The organism is Aquisphaera insulae, assembly GCF_011064615.1.
Lineage (GTDB): Bacteria > Planctomycetota > Planctomycetia > Isosphaerales > Isosphaeraceae > Aquisphaera > Aquisphaera insulae.
Map to the genome: position 1 here is coordinate 1 of NZ_JAALJH010000064.1, position 18,659 is coordinate 18,659.

The 18,659-nt window shown below is 71.3% G+C and carries 19 protein-coding genes; 4 read left to right on the forward strand and 15 right to left on the reverse strand.

Annotation, left to right across the window (positions count from 1 at the left end; genetic code table 11):
• Positions 1 to 11: 11 nt before the first annotated feature.
• The gene (gene trxB / locus G6O54_RS26155) at positions 12 to 1,049 is read left to right on the forward strand and encodes a thioredoxin-disulfide reductase (RefSeq protein WP_165229879.1); all 1,038 of its coding nucleotides are present in this window, start codon (positions 12 to 14) and stop codon (positions 1,047 to 1,049) included.
• Here trxB and G6O54_RS26160 read toward each other — a convergent pair.
• The 6 genes from G6O54_RS26160 to G6O54_RS26185 all read right to left on the reverse strand — a co-directional run bounded on the left by G6O54_RS26160 (position 1,043) and on the right by G6O54_RS26185 (position 7,031).
• Positions 1,043 to 2,374 (reverse strand): sensor histidine kinase, encoded by a 1,332-nt coding sequence (locus tag G6O54_RS26160; RefSeq protein WP_439650279.1) that lies wholly within the window; start codon positions 2,372 to 2,374, stop codon positions 1,043 to 1,045. The two genes, trxB and G6O54_RS26160, sit on opposite strands and share 7 nt — an antisense overlap.
• Positions 2,375 to 2,485: 111 nt before the next feature.
• Positions 2,486 to 3,715 carry a hypothetical protein gene (locus G6O54_RS26165; protein WP_165229882.1) on the reverse strand — a complete coding sequence of 410 codons (1,230 nt, stop codon included), beginning with the start codon at positions 3,713 to 3,715 and terminating at the stop codon, positions 2,486 to 2,488.
• 22 nt (positions 3,716 to 3,737) lie between these two features.
• On the reverse strand, positions 3,738 to 4,046 hold the full coding sequence (locus G6O54_RS26170; RefSeq protein ID WP_165229885.1) for a hypothetical protein: 309 nt from the start codon (positions 4,044 to 4,046) through the stop codon (positions 3,738 to 3,740).
• Between the two features lie 124 nt (positions 4,047 to 4,170).
• Positions 4,171 to 4,899, reverse strand: coding sequence for an amino acid kinase family protein (locus G6O54_RS26175; RefSeq protein ID WP_165229888.1), 729 nt, complete (start codon positions 4,897 to 4,899; stop codon positions 4,171 to 4,173).
• Positions 4,892 to 5,968 (reverse strand): hydantoinase/oxoprolinase family protein, encoded by a 1,077-nt coding sequence (locus G6O54_RS26180; RefSeq protein WP_165229891.1) that lies wholly within the window; start codon positions 5,966 to 5,968, stop codon positions 4,892 to 4,894. The genes G6O54_RS26175 and G6O54_RS26180 overlap by 8 nt, the downstream gene beginning before the upstream one ends.
• Positions 5,961 to 7,031: an ATP-grasp domain-containing protein gene (locus G6O54_RS26185; RefSeq protein WP_165229895.1), complete on the reverse strand. Its 1,071-nt coding sequence runs from the start codon at positions 7,029 to 7,031 to the stop codon at positions 5,961 to 5,963. The genes G6O54_RS26180 and G6O54_RS26185 overlap by 8 nt, the downstream gene beginning before the upstream one ends.
• On the opposite strand from G6O54_RS26185, the gene G6O54_RS26190 reads away from it, so the two are divergent.
• Complete coding sequence (locus G6O54_RS26190; RefSeq protein ID WP_165229898.1) at positions 7,030 to 7,782, forward strand: HisA/HisF-related TIM barrel protein; 753 nt, start codon at positions 7,030 to 7,032, stop codon at positions 7,780 to 7,782. The two genes, G6O54_RS26185 and G6O54_RS26190, sit on opposite strands and share 2 nt — an antisense overlap.
• Positions 7,783 to 7,865: 83 nt before the next feature.
• Positions 7,866 to 8,369 (forward strand): glutathione peroxidase, encoded by a 504-nt coding sequence (locus tag G6O54_RS26195; RefSeq protein ID WP_165229901.1) that lies wholly within the window; start codon positions 7,866 to 7,868, stop codon positions 8,367 to 8,369.
• 23 nt (positions 8,370 to 8,392) lie between these two features.
• Here G6O54_RS26195 and G6O54_RS26200 read toward each other — a convergent pair whose 3' ends face one another.
• From G6O54_RS26200 to G6O54_RS26240, 9 genes are all read right to left on the reverse strand, one after another.
• The gene (locus G6O54_RS26200; RefSeq protein WP_165229904.1) at positions 8,393 to 8,884 is read right to left on the reverse strand and encodes a 6-pyruvoyl trahydropterin synthase family protein; all 492 of its coding nucleotides are present in this window, start codon (positions 8,882 to 8,884) and stop codon (positions 8,393 to 8,395) included.
• Between the two features lie 43 nt (positions 8,885 to 8,927).
• Entirely contained in the window at positions 8,928 to 9,803 is an 876-nt protein-coding gene (locus G6O54_RS26205; RefSeq protein ID WP_250847096.1) for a triphosphoribosyl-dephospho-CoA synthase, read from the reverse strand.
• Between the two features lie 29 nt (positions 9,804 to 9,832).
• Entirely contained in the window at positions 9,833 to 10,726 is an 894-nt protein-coding gene (locus G6O54_RS26210) for an ATP-grasp domain-containing protein (protein WP_165229910.1), read from the reverse strand.
• Positions 10,727 to 10,744: 18 nt separating this feature from the next.
• A complete protein-coding gene (mch, locus tag G6O54_RS26215) occupies positions 10,745 to 11,695 on the reverse strand; it encodes a methenyltetrahydromethanopterin cyclohydrolase (RefSeq protein ID WP_250847097.1) in 951 nt (316 codons plus the stop codon).
• A 26-nt stretch (positions 11,696 to 11,721) separates the two neighbouring features.
• Positions 11,722 to 12,558 (reverse strand): formylmethanofuran dehydrogenase subunit C, encoded by an 837-nt coding sequence (locus G6O54_RS26220; RefSeq protein ID WP_165229913.1) that lies wholly within the window; start codon positions 12,556 to 12,558, stop codon positions 11,722 to 11,724.
• A gap of 4 nt (positions 12,559 to 12,562) precedes the next feature.
• A complete protein-coding gene (fhcD, locus tag G6O54_RS26225) occupies positions 12,563 to 13,474 on the reverse strand; it encodes a formylmethanofuran--tetrahydromethanopterin N-formyltransferase (protein WP_165229916.1) in 912 nt (303 codons plus the stop codon).
• A gap of 20 nt (positions 13,475 to 13,494) precedes the next feature.
• The gene (locus G6O54_RS26230) at positions 13,495 to 15,153 is read right to left on the reverse strand and encodes a formylmethanofuran dehydrogenase subunit A (protein ID WP_165229919.1); all 1,659 of its coding nucleotides are present in this window, start codon (positions 15,151 to 15,153) and stop codon (positions 13,495 to 13,497) included.
• Positions 15,154 to 15,155: 2 nt separating this feature from the next.
• Positions 15,156 to 16,481, reverse strand: a complete 1,326-nt coding sequence (locus tag G6O54_RS26235) for a formylmethanofuran dehydrogenase subunit B (RefSeq protein ID WP_165229922.1) — start codon at positions 16,479 to 16,481, stop codon at positions 15,156 to 15,158.
• Between the two features lie 90 nt (positions 16,482 to 16,571).
• Entirely contained in the window at positions 16,572 to 17,762 is a 1,191-nt protein-coding gene (locus G6O54_RS26240; RefSeq protein ID WP_165229925.1) for an SGNH/GDSL hydrolase family protein, read from the reverse strand.
• Positions 17,763 to 17,874: 112 nt separating this feature from the next.
• Between G6O54_RS26240 and G6O54_RS26245 the strand changes: the two genes are divergently transcribed.
• Positions 17,875 to 18,642 (forward strand): SDR family NAD(P)-dependent oxidoreductase, encoded by a 768-nt coding sequence (locus tag G6O54_RS26245; protein WP_165229928.1) that lies wholly within the window; start codon positions 17,875 to 17,877, stop codon positions 18,640 to 18,642.
• Positions 18,643 to 18,659 lie beyond the last annotated feature (17 nt).

Consider the following 18,659-nt stretch of genomic DNA (forward strand, 5'->3'; position numbering starts at 1 on the left):
CCGAGGGAATGATGTCCGAGAACCATGCCGCCGTCATCATCATCGGTTCAGGCTCATCCGGCCTGACCGCCGCCCTGTACGCCGCGAGGGCCAATCTCTCGCCCCTCGTCTTCGAGGGGAAGGAGCCCGGGGGCCAGCTCACCCTGACCACTTCGGTGGACAACTTCCCGGGCTTCCCCGACGGCATCCAGGGGCCCGAGCTGATGGACCTGATGCGCAAGCAGGCCCAGCGATTCGGGGCCCGGACCCGGTGGGAGACGGCCTCCGCCGTGGACCTCTCCCGGCGACCGTTCCGGGTGCAGACCACCGACGACCCCAGCGGTGATCCGTCCAGCGGCACCCTCCGGGACTACACGGCGGACGCCCTGATCGTCGCCACCGGCGCCTCGGCCCGATGGCTCGGGAATGAGGGCCCCTACCGGGGCAACGGCGTCAGCACCTGCGCCACCTGCGACGGGGCCCTCTATCGCGGCAAGGAGATCGCCGTGGTCGGGGGTGGAGACTCCGCGGTGGAGGAGGCCACCTTCCTGACCCGGTTCGCCTCCAAGGTCACGCTGATCCATCGCCGGGACTCGCTCCGGGCCTCCAAGGTCATGCAGGACCGGCTCGAGAGCAACCCGAAGATCGCCTACGCGTGGAACTCGGAAGTGGACGCGATGCTCGGCGAGAAGTTCCAGAACGTGGACCTCCTGAACGGAGTCCGGCTGAAATCCACCAGGGACGGCTCGACCCGTGACCTGAAGATCGACGGGCTGTTCCTGGCCATCGGCCACACCCCGAACACGGCCGTCTTCAAGGGTCAGCTCGCGACCACGCCGGAGGGCTACCTGCTGACCCGGACCGCGCTGGCGTGGAAGGGGATCGAGGCGCCCGCCGGGCTGCACGAGTCGATGCCGAACTACGGCACGGCGACCAGCGTCGAGGGGGTCTTCGCCTGCGGCGACGTCGTGGACACCCACTATCGCCAGGCGATCACCGCGGCCGGCTCCGGGTGCGCCGCGGCGATGGACTGCGAGAAATGGCTGGAGACCCAGGGCACCGGTCATTGACCCTCGCCCGAGGGAGGCGTCGTCTCGGCGGCCGGACGGGCGGCCTGGTGGCGCGGGATCGCCACGGTGAACCTCGAGCCGGATCCCGGCCGGCTCGCCACCGAGACCTGGCCGCGGATCGATGAGACCAGGTGCTTGACGATCGCCAGTCCCAGCCCGGTGCCCCCCAGCTCGCGGCTCCGGGCCTTGTCCACGCGGTAGAATCGCTCGAAGATCCTGGGCAGGTCGTCGCGGGGGATCCCGATCCCCGTGTCCGTGACCTCCACGGCCACGACGCCGTCCCCCTGCGAGCAGGTCATCTGGACCGCGCCGGACTCCGGCGTGTACTTGATGGCGTTGTCCAGCAGGTTGTCGAAGATCTGGCGGATCGCCTCCTCGTCCGCGACCACGAGCACGTCCGGGCCCACCTCGCCGGGCTGGAAGGTGAGCACCAGGCCCTTGGATTCGGCCCGCCCCCGATGCGCGTCCAGGCAGGCCGCGAGGAGGGGGACCAGCGGGACCGGCCGGTGCTCGTAGAATTCCTGGGCGGACTCCAGCCGGGCCAGGCTCAGCATGTCGAGGATGATCTGGTTGAGCCGATCCGCCTGCTCATCGATCCGCTCGAGGTAGCGGCGGTTCACGTCGTCGTCGTGGAGCGCCCAGTCCAGGAGCGTCTCGGCGTAGGCCTTGATCGAGGCCAGCGGCGTCTTCAGCTCGTGGGAGGCGTTGGCCACGAAGTCCTGGCGCATCCGCTCCAGCCGGCGGAGGTCGGTCACGTCGTGGAAGACCAGCACGGCCCCCGCCGCGGCCCCGCCGTGGAGCGGCGTCCCGCGGACCGACAGGGTCCGCACCATGCCCCGGAGCGCCGGGTCGCGGAACGGGAGGGTGACCTCGCCCTGGAACGCGTCCGGCGGCGAGAGCCGGAAGGTCTCCTCGACCGCCTCCTGGATCTGCGGGCTGCGGATCAGCTCCGGGACCAGGCGGCCCGCGGATCCGCCGTCCAGGCCGAACATGGCGTCCGCGCTGGCGTTGGCCAGGAGGAGCCGGCGCCGCGGGTCCACCGCGATCACGGCCTCCGCCATGGCGCCCAGGACGACGCGGAGCTGTTCGCGATCCCCCTCCAGCCGGTCGAGCCGGCCCTGGATCAGCGGCGAGGCGGTATTGAACGAGCGGACCAGCGGCCCGATCGGCCCCCCCACGTCCACCAGGACGGGCCGAGCCCGTCGGCCCTCGCCCAGCAGCTCCACCCCGCGGCGGACCTCCCTGAGCGCGCGCGACCAATGCCAGGCCATGGCGACGCCCGCCAGGGCCGAAACCAGACCGAAGGCGATCAGGAACCCCGCCATCCCCACCCGGACCCCCGCAACGTCGCCTCGTTCCAGCTCGGTCCCCAGTATCGGCGGACGATCATCCGGGGTCAACCTGCGCCCCGGGCCCGCGATTCGCGCCGCCGGTCGTCACGAGAGCCTGAATTCCGCCGCCTTCAGGCGTTCGATCTCCCCGGGATCCGGGAACGATCGCACCCGGTAACGTTCCGGATAGACGTCGATCGGCTCGATCCGATCGCCGACGATGTCCATCATCCGATCCCACGTCACGGAGGCCACCAGGGTCTTCCCATCGGGCTGACTGGCGTCGGCGAAGCAGACGATATCGGTCCGGGGCAGGAGCGAATCGAGCCCGCGGCCCCAGAGGCACGAGCTGGCCAGACGCCCGCTCTCGCGATCCTGCAAGGCCGAGTAACTTGCGACCGAGATCCCCTCTCCGTTCGCCCTGTACAGGCCCTGGAGCAACTCCTGCTGGTCGTGGTAGTCCCGGGCCATCACGCCCAGGATCAGCGACTGGATGGGCCGATGGGCCGGCGAGTCCTCCGGCGGAAGGTACGGGGTCCAGGTCCCGTATTCGAGGCGGAGCGGGAAGGCGTGCAACGGCCGCGGCCGTTCGAGCGCCCCGGCCGCGGCGGCCACCAGGACCATCTGCCCCGACGGATCCTCGGAACCCGTGAGGATCAGCGTGTCTCGGTTGGGGATCAGGACGACGGGATCGCCCTCGACGTCGTGAGCCCCGATGAGATCGGTCAGGAGGATCCGCGACGCGTCGTAGTTGTCACGCCAGGGGGACATCCAGACGCCCGGGGCCAGGGGCTGGAGCCCCTGGCCGCTCAGCCCGGCCAGGTTGAGCATGGCCAGGTCCATGGCCTCCTCCAGGGTGACGCCCCAGCGATCGAGCTGCTGGCCGTTGATCTGCGACATGGCGTGCGGCAGGTCGTAGACGAGCCCGGCCCCGTAGTGCTCCCCGACCACCCGATACGGCCAGTCGAACTCGGCACTCCCGTCGACCCTCGACTGCAGCTTCATGATCTCGAAGGAGGCCCGGTTCCGGACCCCGGGGAGCAGGTCATGCGAGGCGTCGCCGAAGTCCTCGGGGATCCCCTTGCGGCCCTCGATCCAGCTCCGGAGGAACCGGGAGAGCACCATCGGCCGCTCTGACCTGGGGACGGCCAGATACTCCCGGTAGGTATTCCCGAGGTTGATCAGATACCCCGCGTCGCCGACGGAGACTAGGCGGAACTCGCGGGGGTCGTAGCGGAACTCGAGCGGCTCGCCGGCCTTCCGAAGCCCCGCGGCGATGACCCTGGCGAATTGCCGGCGGCGATAGGGGCCCAGGAATCGATCGAGGATGTCCAAGAGAATCCCACCCCACCTCGGCCTACTCGATCACGCGGATGTGCTGCGTCTTGCCCCGGTCGAGCCAGCTCAGGAACGCGTCCTGCTCGTCCGTCAATTCGACGTCCGTCGTGTTCGCCGTGTCGAGCGGCGAGACGAGCTGGAAGACCCCTTCCATCAGCCACCTCGTGACGTCGACGGACGCGATCCAGAACTCGTCGTCGCGCAGCTCCGGCACGCCGTCACGGTCGGTCGGGGACATGAAATAGACGAGCTGAGATCGCAGCCGCGCCGAGATCGGCAGCGGAGGGATCTCGGGATGGTCGACCGATAGCACCTTCAGTTGCGACATGAGATTCGACCCGCCGTAAATCCTGCCGTCCCGCCTCGTCCCGACGAGTATCGAATTCTCCACGAGCGGCGAAGGGGCGTCAAGCCTGCGAGGGCGGGACGCGCCGCTCCTCGCCCCGGCCGATTCAACGCCGGAGCGTGCAGGGCCTCGGTGGCGAGTCGCGAAGGCAGACGATCTCGACGAGGTCCACGGCCCGGGCCGCCTCCGGGAAAAACGGATCCACCAGCCCTGCCGCCGCCGCCTCGCCCCGCGTCGAGCCCGCGGCCGCCGTCCGACTCTTGAGCAGGACGAGGCGATCCGCCCCCAGCCATGCCGCGATCCGCGCCGCGATCGAGTCCGAGGTGACGTCCCAGCTCGCGGGCAGGGGATCCGGGCTCGTGTCCTCGACGACCTTCAGGAAGGAACTCGCGGACACGATCGCCCGCAGGCCATCGGTCTGGCACTCGACCAGCTCGCGAGGGTGCCGCACCGCCCGGGAATCGGCCACCAGGCTCGCGAGGAGCTCCGCCGTGACGTCCATGGACCGGATCGCCAGCCGGTGGGCCGCCTCGTCCCCGAGCCCATGAACGCGGTCGAGCTCCCTCACCACATCCGCGATCGGGCCGCCGCCCGCGATCAGCACGAACGGCCGACCCGATCCGGGCTGAACGGATCGCTGCTCGTCGAGCCAGAGATTCAACCGGGTCGGCAGCTCCGGCCAGGTCAGCAGGCTGCCTCCGACCTTGACCACCGTGAGGCGAGGGTGGGATGAGCCCTCGGCGCGGCGGCCGGCCGCCTCGGGAGGGCGAGGCTCCGGCCGAGCCCCGGGCGGGCCCTGGATCGCCGACGCGGCCTCCTTCCCGGGCTCAGCCACCAGCCTCTCCCTTCTCCGACTCCTGGAGGCCAGGCTCGCCCTCCGAGAGCCCGAGCAAGGCGCAGGCGCAGGCGGCGGTCGAGCCCGCGGGTCCCCAGATCCCCGCCAGGCCGATCCGGGCGGGCCCGCCCCCGAACGCGGCGACCGCGACGCGATCCGCCAGGAATTCTCCGGAGCCCGCGACGACGACGACCTCCGGCGTGCCGATCGTCGAGGCGCACACATGCCGTGCCGCCTCCGAGAGCCGGCCGACAAGCGACGCCTCCGCCGCCCGGGCCATGCCGAGGGCATCCCCGGACGAGAAACCGTCGCGGTCGTCGCCGACCATCCGGGCGAGGCGATCGCGGGCCGCCTCGACCGTGGCGGGGCGGCCGTCCGCGGTCGCCCGGTCCCCCGGATCGGGGCTGATGTCGCCGGTCGTCAGGAAGACGTCCAGGGTCGTCGCGAACAGCTCGGCGGCCAGCCCGATGGGCCCTTCTTCCCCGAGGGCCAGCTCCGCGGCCAGGGCAGAGAGCGGGGTTCGCCGCACGCCGGCGTAGACGAGCTCCCGGGACCTCAGCCGCTGACGATCGCTCCGGCCACGCACGGCGACCCGGCCCCCGTCCAGCGGGATGAGGTCCGTCGTGGTCGACCCGACGTCGATGAGGATCCCGCGGCGTCCCCCGATCAGCCGGGCCGCCACGGTCGCGAGCGCCAGCCAGTTGGACGCGGCCGCCAGCGTCGGCTCGCGGCGGATCGACTCGATGTCGTGGAACCGGCCGTCGGTCCCCCAGGTCCAGACCGGACGCCCGGCCGCCGCCCGCTCGACGGCCGCGATCACCGCGAGCACCCCTTCGAGCCGGGTCCGGTAGCAATCGCAAAGCTCGGCCGTCATCGTGAGCGCAATCCGGCCGAATCCGGGGAAGGTTCCCGCCAGCGACGAGAGGGCCGCCCCGAGCCCCTCCGGGTTCTTCCAGACCTCGAAGGGGACGGTCCGAACCTGGCCCCCCCCATGGGCCGCCTTCAGGTTGGCCCCCCCGACGTCCAGCGCCAGCCAGGCCGAGTCCACGCCGTCCGAGGGCCTATCCATGCTCGACGCTCCCGGGGACCTCGACCAGGTCGACGCGGCCGCTACCATCGAAGTCCGCGCGGATGCCGCCGGGCAGGGCCGCGGCGAGCGTCCCCGCCGGCATCGGCTCGAAGCCCGGCACGCCGCAGGCGGCCAGCCAGGCCCTCGCCAGGCGCCCGGGGGGGAGGAGCCGGCAGAGCCCCACGATCGACGTCGTCGGCCGTGGGTTCAGCTCGACGATGACCGCCTCCTTGCGCCCGGCCTCCAGGAGGAAGTCCACCCCCACCAGGCCGCGAAGGCCGGGGACGGTCTCGACCAGCCGGCGGAGCGAGGGAGCGGCGGCCGGCGCGGGGACCGGGACCGAGCCGCCGCGGTAGACCAGCCGGCCACGGTCCACGACCACGTCCTGGAGCCCGGTCGCGACGAGCTCGGCCCTCCCCCCGCCGACCAGGAAGGTCGCGCTCATGGGGACTCCCGGGTGATAGTCCTGGAGCAGGGCGAGCGGCATGCTCCGTGCGCCCGGCGGCAGGTCATCGGGCCCCTCGAGCCGATACGTGTCGAGCGAGCCCGCGCCGTCGAGCGGCTTCAGGACCGCGGGGAAGCGGGCCTCGCGGGGCAGGCCCCCGGCCGGCATGACGACCTCGGACGCGGGGCTCGCGAAGCCCCGCTCCTCCAGCCAGTGGGCCATCCTCGCCTTGTCGCCGGCCAGCTCGATCCCTCCCGAAGAGCAGCCCAGGGACCGGATACCTTCCGCCTCCAGGGCCCGTGCCAGCGAGGCGAGCACGCCGCCTGTCTCGGGCGCGATCGCCAGCGTATAATCCGCCTCGCGGGCGAGCGCGAGCCAGGCGTCCGGTGCCGAACCGCGAGTTCTGCTCGTGATCCAGGGGCCGGGGTCGTCCCGCAGCCGCTCGTCGAGCGTCACGACGACCCTCACCGAATCGTCCGCCGCCGCGAACTCCCGGCAGAGCGCCCGCCGCATGGCGGCGCCTTCCCGGGCCAGCGACGCCGGCAGCTCCCGGTTCGCCAGGCCGCCGCCGGTGACCCACTCGTGGATCAGGAGCGTTATTCTCCCCGAGGCGCCCATGCCGTCCCATCCGCTCCGCGTGATACCCGTCCTCGACGTGACGTCCGGTCGCGCCGTGCACGCCGTCGGCGGCGACCGTCCTCATTATGCGGACCTCCGCTCCCGTCTGCATCCCTCCACCGACCCGCTGGCGATCGCAGGGGCCTTTCGCGACACACTCGGGCTGACGGAGCCCTACCTCGCCGACCTCGATGCCATCGCCGGCGGTCCCCCCGACCTGACCCTCTACCGCTCGCTCATCGATCGTGGGCTCCGCCCCTGGATCGATGCCGGGATCCGCGACGAGGCCGACCTGGATGCGATGGCCGATCTCGACGGCGCGACCTTCGTCCTCGGGCTGGAGACCCTGGCCGGACCGGCGGAACTGGGGGTCATCCTCGATCGGGTCGATCCGGCACGAGCGATCCTCAGCCTGGACCTGTTCGACGGGATCCCTCGGTTCGCGCCGGGCTCGAACTGGCCGTCGTCGGACCCGAAGGCCCTCGGCCGGTTCGTCGTCAGCCTGGGCGTCCGACGGCTCCTGCTCCTGGACCTGGCCCGGGTCGGCCGCGGGAACGGGACCGGGACGGAAGGCCTGCTCCGGACGCTCCGCGAGGGCCTGCCCGAAGCGGAGCTTGCCGTCGGCGGCGGGGTCGCGACGATCGACGACGTCCTCGCGCTGGGGATCGCGGGGGCCTCGGCCGTCCTGATCGGCTCCGCACTCCACGACGGACGCATCGACGCCTGTTCCCTGACACGGCTCTCGTCGTGAACCCCGCCTCGGCTTGCCGCGGGCCGTGCCCGCGCCTACGATCTCCGTAGCCTCCCCCAACAGTCTCCCTGCGGGCTCGAAGGATGAAGATCGAAGACCAGGCAACCAACTTCTACGGCTTCCACGCCCGTAGCCTGAGCGGCGACGACGTGGACCTCGCACGCTTCGAGGGCAAGGTCGTCCTGGTCGTCAACACGGCCAGCAAGTGCGGATTCACGCCGCAGTACGCCGGGCTCGAGGAGCTCTACAAGAAGTACGGCGGGGACGGGCTCGTCGTGCTGGGATTCCCGTGCAACCAGTTCGGCAACCAGGAGCCGGGGGACGAGTCGTCCATCGAATCGACCTGTCGGGTCAACTACGGCGTGAGCTTCCCGGTCTTCGCAAAGCTGGACGTGAACGGATCGGCCGCACACCCACTGTTTCGGTGGCTGAAGTCCGCGCTGCCCGGGCTGATGGGGGGCTCCATCAAGTGGAACTTCACCAAGTTCCTGCTCGGCCGCGACGGCAAGCCCCTGAAGCGATTCGCCCCGATCACGCCCCCCGCGAAGCTCGAACCGGACATTCGCAAGGCGCTGGGCCTGGGCTGAGGACGATCGTCTCCAGGTCGGAGTCATGCCCGCCACTCGACCTCCGCCGCCTGGCCGAAGCACTCCTCCACCTCCACGCGGAGCACGCGAGGGACCCCGAGCCCGCGGGCCGCCATCGCCTCACGGAGCCGGCCGGCGACGTAATCGGCCAGCAGCTCCGAGGTGGTGTTGGGGACGGGGAGCAGGACGCACTCGTCGCGCGGGAAGCTCCACATCCGGTCGCGATAGGTCACCCGCACGTTGGGTCCGTCGTCGGCGAGGCGAATATACGGGCTCTCGGTCGGCAGGAGCATCCGGTGGTCCAGTTCGTCCACGATCGCCCGGGTCATGTCCCGGAGCGCGATGAAGTCTACGACGTAATGGTTCTCATCGAGGTCCCCTTCCACCTCGACCGCGACCCGGTAATTGTGGCCGTGGATCCGCTCGCAACAATCGCCGTTGAACGTGATGAAATGCCCCGAGGAGAAGACCAGGTAGTCCTTCGTCACCCGGACCTTGTAGCGCGAGCTCGGCATGGGGATTCACGTCTTTCGGAGGAGAATCGGAGCGTCCGCCCGTTCATGGCCCGGACCAGCCCGCCGGCCCGGGATCGCGAGGCAAGGGGATTGTGCCCTCCCGGAGTGCCGCGAACAAGGCGGCCGTGACGATGTCCGCGGTCGCGCCGGGATTCAGCCGCGAGCCCTCGACCCGCAACGAGGCGTCGAACTCGGCCAGCCGCTTCCGGCCCTGCCCGGTCGACATGCCCCCGGCCGCGAGCACCGCCGACGCGTCCCGAGAAACCCGCGCGGCGATCCGCCGGCTCGTCTTGCGGGCGATGAGCGTGTCCTCATGGCGGGCCAGCATCGTGAGGAAGGTCGCGATGATGGCCGGCTCCAGCGGCCCGCCACTCGCGAGGGTCTCTCGGAGCAAGGGGGCCGCTTCCCGGAGCACCTCGTGGAAGCCGTTTTCATATTGCCTGGCGATCAGGTCGCGGTCGGCGGCCAGCGCCATCACCGCCCGCAGGGTTTCCGTGGGCTCGTCGGCGACGTCCTGGGCCGCGGCGCGTCCGAGTCCGCCCGGCGAGGCCAGGCGGATCGCCCGGTAGACGTCCCGGGCATCCTCAACCGTTGTCGCCGCCAGGACCGCCTCGATCCCTTCCTCCGGCCGAATCCCGTCCGGCACCGCGGCCAGGGGCGCGAGCAGGAGGATGATCCCCAGGTTGGTGTTCGTCCCGACCACCCGACGGGTCGACCGCACCGACGCCAGCACCGTCGCCCCGACCCCCTTCGTCCGAGCGTCGTCTATGGGTGCCGAGATCGCCGCGGCGCTGAGGAGGAAATCCAGGTGGTTCAGGTCGGGGAACGACGCCCCCGGATGGACGTTGCCCGGCTTCCGGGCGCAGACTTCCAGGATGCAGGCGATCTGGGCGAGCTGCCCGATTGATGGCCTCGACACCGCCTCGTCCGATCCTCGGGCGATCTGGGTCATCGCCCCTGGTCCCTCAGCCCCGCGAGGATCCGCGCCGCGACGTCGACGCCCGTCGTCCCCGAGATGGCCTTCCAGCCGGGCACGGCGTTGACCTCCAGGACGACGAGCTCGCCCCGATCCAGGTCCTCCACCAGGTCCACGCCCGCGACCTCGGTGCCCACCGCCTCGGCCGCCGCCAGCGCGAGCGACTTGACCGCGGGATCGAGCGTCGCCGCCTCGGTCCGACCCCCGAGCGAGGCGTTCGTCCTCCACTCGCCCCCGGTCGCGAATCGTCGCATCGCCGCCAGGACGCGCCCCTGGAGGACGAAGACGCGGAGATCATGCCCGGGGTGGCGGATCACCCGCTGGAGGTAGATCACCGAGCCCAGCCGCTCGATGGCATGAAAGGTCCGCCAGGCGAGCTCGCGATCCGAGACGCGGAGAATCCCTCGCCCTTCCGATCCGAAGAGCGGCTTGACCACGACGTCGCTGCCCAGCTCCTCGAACGTTCGAAGGGCCTCGTCGGCGCCTTGCCCCGCCCAGGTCTCCGGGACGGCGAGCCCCCGCGACGCGAGCAAGGCCAGGGCGAGATACTTGTCCACGGCCGCCTCGATCGCGCGGGGCGGGTTCCAGACCGGGACGCCGGCCGCCGCCACGCGGTGGATCGCATCCATCCGAAAGACCACCTGCTCGAGGCTCCCGGGGGGCATCATCCGGACGAGGAGCCCGTTCAGGCCCTCCAGGTCGATGGCCCCGGCCGTCACTCGCGGCCGGTCGCCCCCGACGCGAGCCGAGACCTCGGGGAACGGGCAGATCTCGAGCGCCACGCCGACCTTCTCGGCCGCGCGGAGGAGGTCGCTGATGTGCCAGCCGAACCCCGAGGCCAGGACGGCGAGGACGGGCGTGGGCATGCTCCGGCCGGCTCCGATTCAGGACCAGAAGGAACGGGCGAGGACATCGGCCTCGACCTTGCCGAAGGCGTGAGTCCGCCCGGTCTCGACGTTCTGGAAGACCACCTCCGCGGGGCTGAACAGGAGCGGGTCCACGGCATAGAAGTCGTGCTTGTAGCGGGCGAAGATCGCCGCAAACGGCTCGCCGAAATCGCGCGAGGAGGACGACGGGACCTTGGGGCCGATCTCTTCCAGGCTGGCGTCGTCCCCCGTCACCTGGAGGATCACGCGGCCGCCGTAGAGCACGGCGTCGTTCGTGCGGCCGATCGCCGCCAGGTCGTCCCGGGCCACCGGCGGCAGGGGGGCGGTCCCGAAGGCCGACAGGATCCGATCCATCGGGAAGCCCAGCTCGTGAAGCTTGTGCAGGGCCGTCTCGGCCGCGCGGGCCACGACCTGCACGCCCCCCGCGAGGCTCGCCGTCGGCGCCGCCAGGAGGCTGACGGCCGCCTGTTCGACGCCGCACTCCCGCGCGATCATCGCCAGCACGGATGGGGGCGGGGCCTTGCGGGTCTCGAGCACCCCGACGACCGCGGCTTCCCGCTCTCGGAAACCGATCGCATCGTAGACCGGCTCCTTGCCGCGGACGGCCCGCATCGGCCCGGAGCCCATCGCAAAGAACTTGCCCTCGCCGATCGCCCAGCCGGCATACTGGCTCGCCAGGCAGGCCTGGACCGGATGATCGGTGACGACCTGGACGAGCGGGACGGGACGGCCGGCGAGCTCCCCGGGGACGATCGACACCGCCGCCAGGTCACCCAGGCAGACCCGGGCGAGCTCCAGGCCCGCGAGCAGCCCGCCGCGGGCCTCGATGCCGCAATCGACGTACCGCCCCCCTCCCTCGATCAGGTGCAACACCACCCGGCGCTCCTGGGCATGCGCCAGGACCGCCTCCACGAGCCAGAGGGCCCGCCGGTTCACGGACATCGTCATTGGGTTCACCCGCCAGTCGCTGGAGATCAGCCCCCACGGAGCCCCGCCAGGACTTCCCCGCGGCCTCCAATCAGCACGTCACCATTGTATCGGTCGAGCGAACGGGAGGACACCTCCGGAGGGACCTCGAATCCCCACGCCGCCATCTGCCGCGAATAGATCGCCAGGAAGGGAGCGGAGAATGCCCCCGCGCGCTCGAACGTCGGCGGCAGGACCGACTCCGGCGGCGTGCTCAACCCGGGCAGGACCAGGCTCCCTCGCTTCATCCCGGCGCCGAGCCCTCGGCCGACATCCCCGAGCGCGACCACGGTCCCCGCGATCATCGACCGCCCCAGGCCCTCGCCGGCATCGCCGCGGACCGCGATCAGGCCCCTCCTCATGAGCGAGCCGACGTCGTCGCCGGCGGTCCCGTCCACCAGGATCACCCCGTCACGCATCCCCGTCCGGCTCCCCGGGTAGGCGGCCCCGAGGAAATCACCGGCCGCGCCGCGGATCACGAGCCGTCCCCCGCGCATCTCCGCGCCGGCATACGGACCGGCCGATCCGTGGAGCTCGATCGTCCCCCCCGCCATCTCCGCCCCGAGCTCCGGGCCGGCGTCGCCGCGAACGACCAGATCCCCGGCGGTCATCCCGCGAGCGATCCCTCGGACGCCCCGAAGGTCGCCGACGACCGTGAGCCGGTCGTCGCCCCCGTCGTCCCCCCGGACCTCGAAGAGCTCGCCCAGCTCGGCCGGCCGATTCCCGACCTTCAGCGATACCCGCCGAACCTCGTCGAGTCCCAGGCCGAGGAGGCTGTCGGGCCGGAGTGGGGCCCCGTCCACGGGGAGGCTCGTCGCGGCGAGCCAGGTCAACGTCAGGGACATGCTGTCATCCCCCCTGCCCCGAGTCCCGGAGCACGTCGTGGAGCCGGATGTGGAACGGCCCGAGCTTCCCCCCGTAGTTCCCCGACGTGATCGAGACCACGCCCAGGTCCGCGCGGGCCCCCGCCCGGACCCCGACGGCCGTGGCCTGCTCGACGGCCCGGAGCGTCAGCCCGTCGATGACGATCTCGTAGGCGCAACGAACCTCCTCGGGCAGCTCGCTCGGGACCAGCCCCCGGAGGGTGGGGGCATAGGCCGTGTTGGTGCTGGCCCGGAGCGCCTTGTACTTGCTCCCCACCTTCGAGCCCGACCGGGCGATCCCACCCGGGAACGGCAGGATGACGTCGGCGACCTGCCGCATGGCCGCCGCGGCCGCTTCCGTGGCCCGCAGGACGCCCGCCGGGTCGGTCCCCAGCAGGATCAGGTTGCCGCCGGCCACCCCCTTGACCGTGCCGAAGACGTCCTCGCAGGTGAATTCGCCATCCATCACCGGGATCCGCCAGTAGCGCCGGCCGGCAAGCCGCTTGGAGATCTGCCAGCCGTCGCCGAAGTAGCGGAGGCTCCCGCCGACCCGGATCGACTTCTCGCCCGCGGGGAGGCCGCTGTAACAGGCGGTCGTCGGGCAGGTCATGACGCACTGGCCCACCCGCTTGACCATTGCCTTCTCGAGGGCCTCGCGGCTGAAGGCGAAGGTCAGCACGCTGACCCCGGGCCGGCCGTCGGGCGTCTCCTCGGGGGGCACGATCCGCTCGACGGACGCCTCGGCATCACAGCCGATGACGCTCGTGGCGTACCCGGACATCGTCCGGCCGCCGATCTCCGCCCACGCCGCGGTGTCGGCCGTGACGATCGCGCGGGTGGCGGTCATCGGGAACGCCTCCGCGAACGTGTCCACGATCGTCACACCACCGAGCTCCATCGCCCTCGCCTCCTGGTCTTTCAGCGACCGACCGCCACCGCGCGCGGCCGGCTGACCTCACCTTCCTGGATTCGGAAGTTGGCCGGATGGATCGACGACTCCTCCGCCAGCCCGGCCTCGAGCTCGGACCGGATCCGGGGATCGACCCCGGCCTCGACCAGGAATGTCTCCCCGATCGGCGCCGAGGTCAGGTCGCCGTCGTCCACCACGACGACGCCGGCCTTGATCACGTACCGGGGCATCGCGAACATCCGCCGCCGGTCGTCGTCCGGCGCGTAGATGGTCACGTCCGCGTCGGCCCCCGGGCCGAGATGCCCCTTGGACGTCAGCCCCAGGATCCGCGCCGGTGCCGCCCGGGTCAGAATGGCGATCTCCTCGAGCGTGTACTCGCGCGACAGCTCGGAGAGGGCCGTCCTCCCCTTCAGACTCTCCGGCAGCGTCGCGAAGGTCTCGTCGCGGAGGTTTTTGTCCATCAGCAGCGCGATGAGCCGCGGATAGCTCAGGAACGACCCGCCGTTGGGATGATCGGTCGAGAGCGCGATCCGCCAGGGGTCCTCCACCCGCAGGAACCACTCCAGCCCGATCGCCCACTGGAGAGCATGGACGTAGTTCCGGTCGTCGTAGGTGATCGGCACGATCCCGCAGCCGTCCTCCTGCTCGACGTCCAGGCTCAGCCACTTGCGGCCGGTGAGGTTCGCCAGGTACTGCCCGACGGCGCCGTCGGCGGTCATGCTCGTGGTCTCGCCGAAGAAGACCTGCCCCACGTCCACCGAGAGGTTCGAATGGGTGTTCACATAATCCGCCAGCGGGCCGACCCGGGAGTCGATCCCGGCCGGATCGTCGGCGGAGCCGCCGTAGCTGTGGAACTGGATGTGGGCGAGGTGGCCGCGGCGGCCCTCCAGGGCCTTCATCCCGTCCAGCGTCGTCTCCCAGTTCCCGGGCAGCCCCAGGTTCATCCCGTGGACGTGGACGGGATGCGGCAGGCCGAGCTCGTCGGCCGCCCCCGCCAGGCCGAGGAGGATCTGCCGTGGCGTCACCTCGAACCGGTCGACCTTATCATCCCAGCTCGCGATCCGCATTCCGCCCTGCTTCCACTGCTCCACGCCGCCGGGGTTGACCACCTTCACGCCGTAGCCGCCGGACGCCTCGAGCAGCCAGGCCACCGCCTGGCGGAGACGGTCCGGATCCCCCTCGCGGACCAGGTCCAGCACCGCGTGGCTGTTCCCCATCAGGACGAGCATCAGCTTGTCTACGAGGGGGGTCTCGGCGAAATCGGCGTGGGCCTGCCGGGCGGAGAGCGGCGGGATCGCGGCGTCCACGGCCGTCGTGTAGCCGAGCCCCGCGTACTGGTAGCCGGTCACGAACGAGGTGGGCACGCTGCCGACGGTCCCGGAACGGAAGCCGTCGCGCCGGGGCCAGACCGACTCCGGATCGCGCCGCTCCTCCGGCCGGAGCATCCGGGCGGCGTTCACCTTCGAGCCGGCGATGTGCGAATGGACGTCCACGCCCCCCGGCATCACGACGAACCCCCGCGCGTCGATCGTGCGATCGGCCCGCGCCGCGGGATCTTCCGGAAGCGTCACGACCTTGCCGTCCCGGATCCAGACGTCGCGGACCTCTCCCTTGATGCCGCCGGCCGGATCGACGACGAGCCCGCCCATGATCCGCAGGGTGGACATGGTCAACTCGTCCTCCCGCTGGGAGTGATCGCGGCCAGGATCCGCTCGATCCAGTCCCGCTCGGTCGGAAAGGCCGGCCGGCGGATCGGCCTGAGCGGGAGCGAGACGCCGTCCACGCGAGTGACGCTCCCCCCCTCCTCGATGCCCGGCCGGGACGCCGTCAGCCGGACCGCGGGAGTCGGCCCGTCCGTAACGCCCGGTCCCGCGATCACGATCCGCGACGTCTTTGATGTCCAGCCCTGCCCCAGGCCCTGCGATCCGACGATCAGCGCCACATCGACGGAGCCCGCCGCGATCCGCTCCGCGGCCGTCGCCACGCCGGGGAGCGAGCGGGGATAACCGGCCGACAGGTCCACGCACGAAGGAAAGCCGGCCTGGCGAGCGAGCACCCCTTCCGCCCCGGCGACGTTGCCCGGAGATCCTAGGCTCAGGAGCACGAACCGCGTCCGACTGTTGAGGTCGCGGACCAGCAGGCTCGCGGCCTCGGACCGGGCGGTTGCCCGGGCCGGCGGCGATGCCCGTTCGCCCTCTCCCAGGAAGAACGCCCCGTATCGCGCCGCGGCGAGCTGCCCCGCGAGATCGCGCAGGGCCGACGGGTCGAGGCCGGTCGTCGAGCCGATCCGGTCGTCCCGAAGATCCACCCCGCGGACCAGCGCGCGAAGGGACCAGAGCGTCTCGAGCTCGCGCCCCTCGTCGAGTTCCAGGTACCAGTCGGCCTTAGCGGCGGTCGCCGTGCGATGCGTGTCCACGACGATGAGCCGGCGATCGGCTCGTCCGCCGGGGATGAATCGGCCGCGGGGCTCCGCCGAGTAGCGTTCCAGGTGCCGCGGATGGGTCGTCGCGGGGTCGGATCGCCAGAAGACGACGACATCCGCGCGACTCTTCACCTCGCCGAGCGTCGCCGAGACGCGCCCCACCCGTTGCATCGCCAGGATCCGGGGCATCGAGGCCATCCCGTCGCCGATCTCGACGTAGGCCCCGACCCGGTCCGCGAGGCCGATCGCCGCGGCCACGGTCTGGTTGGTGGATCGATCCAGGCCCAGGACCAGGGGCGATCGTGCGTTCGCCAGCAGCTCCGCGGCCCGCGCCACGGCGACGCGCGGATCGACGGGCGTGCCCTCGATGGCAGCCGGCGGCCCGGCCACCTCGCCCGCAATCGGCCCGCGGAACCAGGCCACGCCGATCGGGCAGGCGCTCCTCGCGTCGAGGACTCGCCCGGACTCGACCGTCAACCCGATGTCGTCGCAGAGGCAGCCGCAGGCGAGGCAGGTCGCGGCCTCGATCGTCGCGGACTCGGGGGTTTCTGCGGCAGGCGGACGGACGGACATCGATCCACTCGATTGGGTTGATCGCGGGTCCCGGGCCGTCGCCCGCCGCGAATCCTCGGCCCCTGATTGTCCCAGGGCACTCCAGCCAAGTCAAAGCGCCGGCCGCTCCAGGAGGTGGAGCTCGAGCAGTCGCGCCACGATGGCCGTCGCCACGACCTCGTTGGCCTCCTCGGTGACGTGGCAGTAATCGACGAAGGACAGGGACTCCCGCTCGGCGAGGACCTCGCTCAGGTCCAGGAAGGCGGCGTCCGCCTTCAACGTCGAGGACGCCCGCAGGCCGCGGTGGACCTCCTGAAAGAGCGGCCGGACCCAGCCGAACTTCTCCGCCTCTTCCGCCTCGAACGGGATCGGCCTGACCCGCGAGAAGACGTCCGGCTGCCAGACCATCAGGGCGCGAAAGCCCTGGGTCTTCCCCAGGGCCTGGACCATCGCCACGTTCGACTCGTAGCCCCGGACCACGCCGGCGGCAAGATCGCGGAGCTTCTCCTCGGGCAGCCCGGTGCGCCCGCTCCCTGCAATCCCCAACCTCGTCCTGATCGAGGAGGCCAGGCGATACAGGGCTGAGCCGGTGGCGAGGTTCGCGATCAGCGCACCGGTCAGCCGGCGCGGGGACTGGAGCAGGTTGAACTCGCGGGACCGGTTGACCTCGTTCGTCGTCACGGTGGGCTCACCTTCGAGCATCGCCGAGGTCGTGTCGTTCACCCCGTCGTAGAAGATCACGACGTCCGGGCGATAGCCGGCCTGGAGCTCGCGGAGGAGCGCGACGACTTCCTGGGTGCTGACGTAACCGATCTCGGCGAGGTTGCGGATCTCGACTTGGATCCCGCGATCGTGCAGCTTCCGCGCGATCCACGACGGGATTGTCTGATCGTCGCGGGAGCCAAAGCCCCAGAGGGACGAACCGCCCAGTAGCAGGATGCGGATGGGCCGCGTCGGATTCGTCGCCGCGGGGGCGTTCCACGTCGCCCGCAACCCTTCGGGATCGATGTGGATCGTCCGGCCGGCGAATGGACGCTGGCGGAAATAGACGTAGGGTTGCCACCGATCCGAGAGCTGATCGAGCTCCCGGTAATGAAGGGGCAGCCAGGTCTCGCTGCCCGCAACGGCCGCGAGCACCCGCGGGTCCGGCGGGACCTGCGGGCGGCCCCGATCCTTGATCCAGAAGCCGGCGCGAAGCGCCAGCTCCAGGGCCGCGATGAGCAGGAGTGTGATCCCCAGGATGAGCCAGGCGGTCCGAAATCCGGCGAGCCCGCGGGCCAGCCATCGCGGCAGGCGTCTCATGATTCTCTCGCCTTGTGTCCCGCAGCGCGGGCCGGGTAGCGTAAACGGATCGACTTTACGACACCGCGGCACGCCGGACCAGCCGGCCGCCGTCGCATCATGCACCACGCCCATGAACCCTCCCGCGAGGCCACTGCGAGGAATCCGGGCCGCCGTCCTGGGGGCGACCTCCGGGATCGGTCGGGCCACCGCCCTGGCGCTGGGGGCCGCCGGCGCGGACGTCCTGGTGCACGGCAACCGCTCGGCCGCCGCGGCGGAGGAGCTGGCCGGATCGCTTCGCGAATCGGGAGTCCGCTCCGAGGTCCTGCTCGCCGACCTGGCGGACCGGGCCGCCTCGGACCGACTGGCCGACCGCGCATGGAAGACCTGGGACGGCCTGGACGCCTGGCTCCAGATCGCCGGCGCCGACGTCCTCACGGGGCCGGCCTCGAGGCTCTCCTTCGACGAGAAGCTCGATCTCCTCTGGTCGGTCGACGTCGTGGCCACGATCCGCCTGGGACGAGACATCGGCGCGAGGATGAAATCCCAGGGCCGCGGCACGATCCTCACCATGGGATGGGACCAGGCGGAGGCCGGCATGGAGGGGGATTCCGGCGAGTTCTTCGCGGCGACCAAGGGGGCGATCATGGCCTTCACGCGGAGCCTGGCGCTCAGCCTCGCCCCGACCGTCCGCGTCAACGCCCTGGCCCCGGGCTGGATCCGGACGGAATGGGGCGAGTCGGCCCCCGATGCCTGGCAGGAGCGAGTCCTCCGCGAGATCCCCCTCAAGCGCTGGGGGACGCCGGAGGACGTCGCCGAGGCCGCCTGCTACCTGATCGGCCCGGGGGCCCGGTTCCTCACCGGCCAGATCATCCGCATCAACGGCGGCGCGGTCCGCTGACGAGTCTCCTTCGAGGA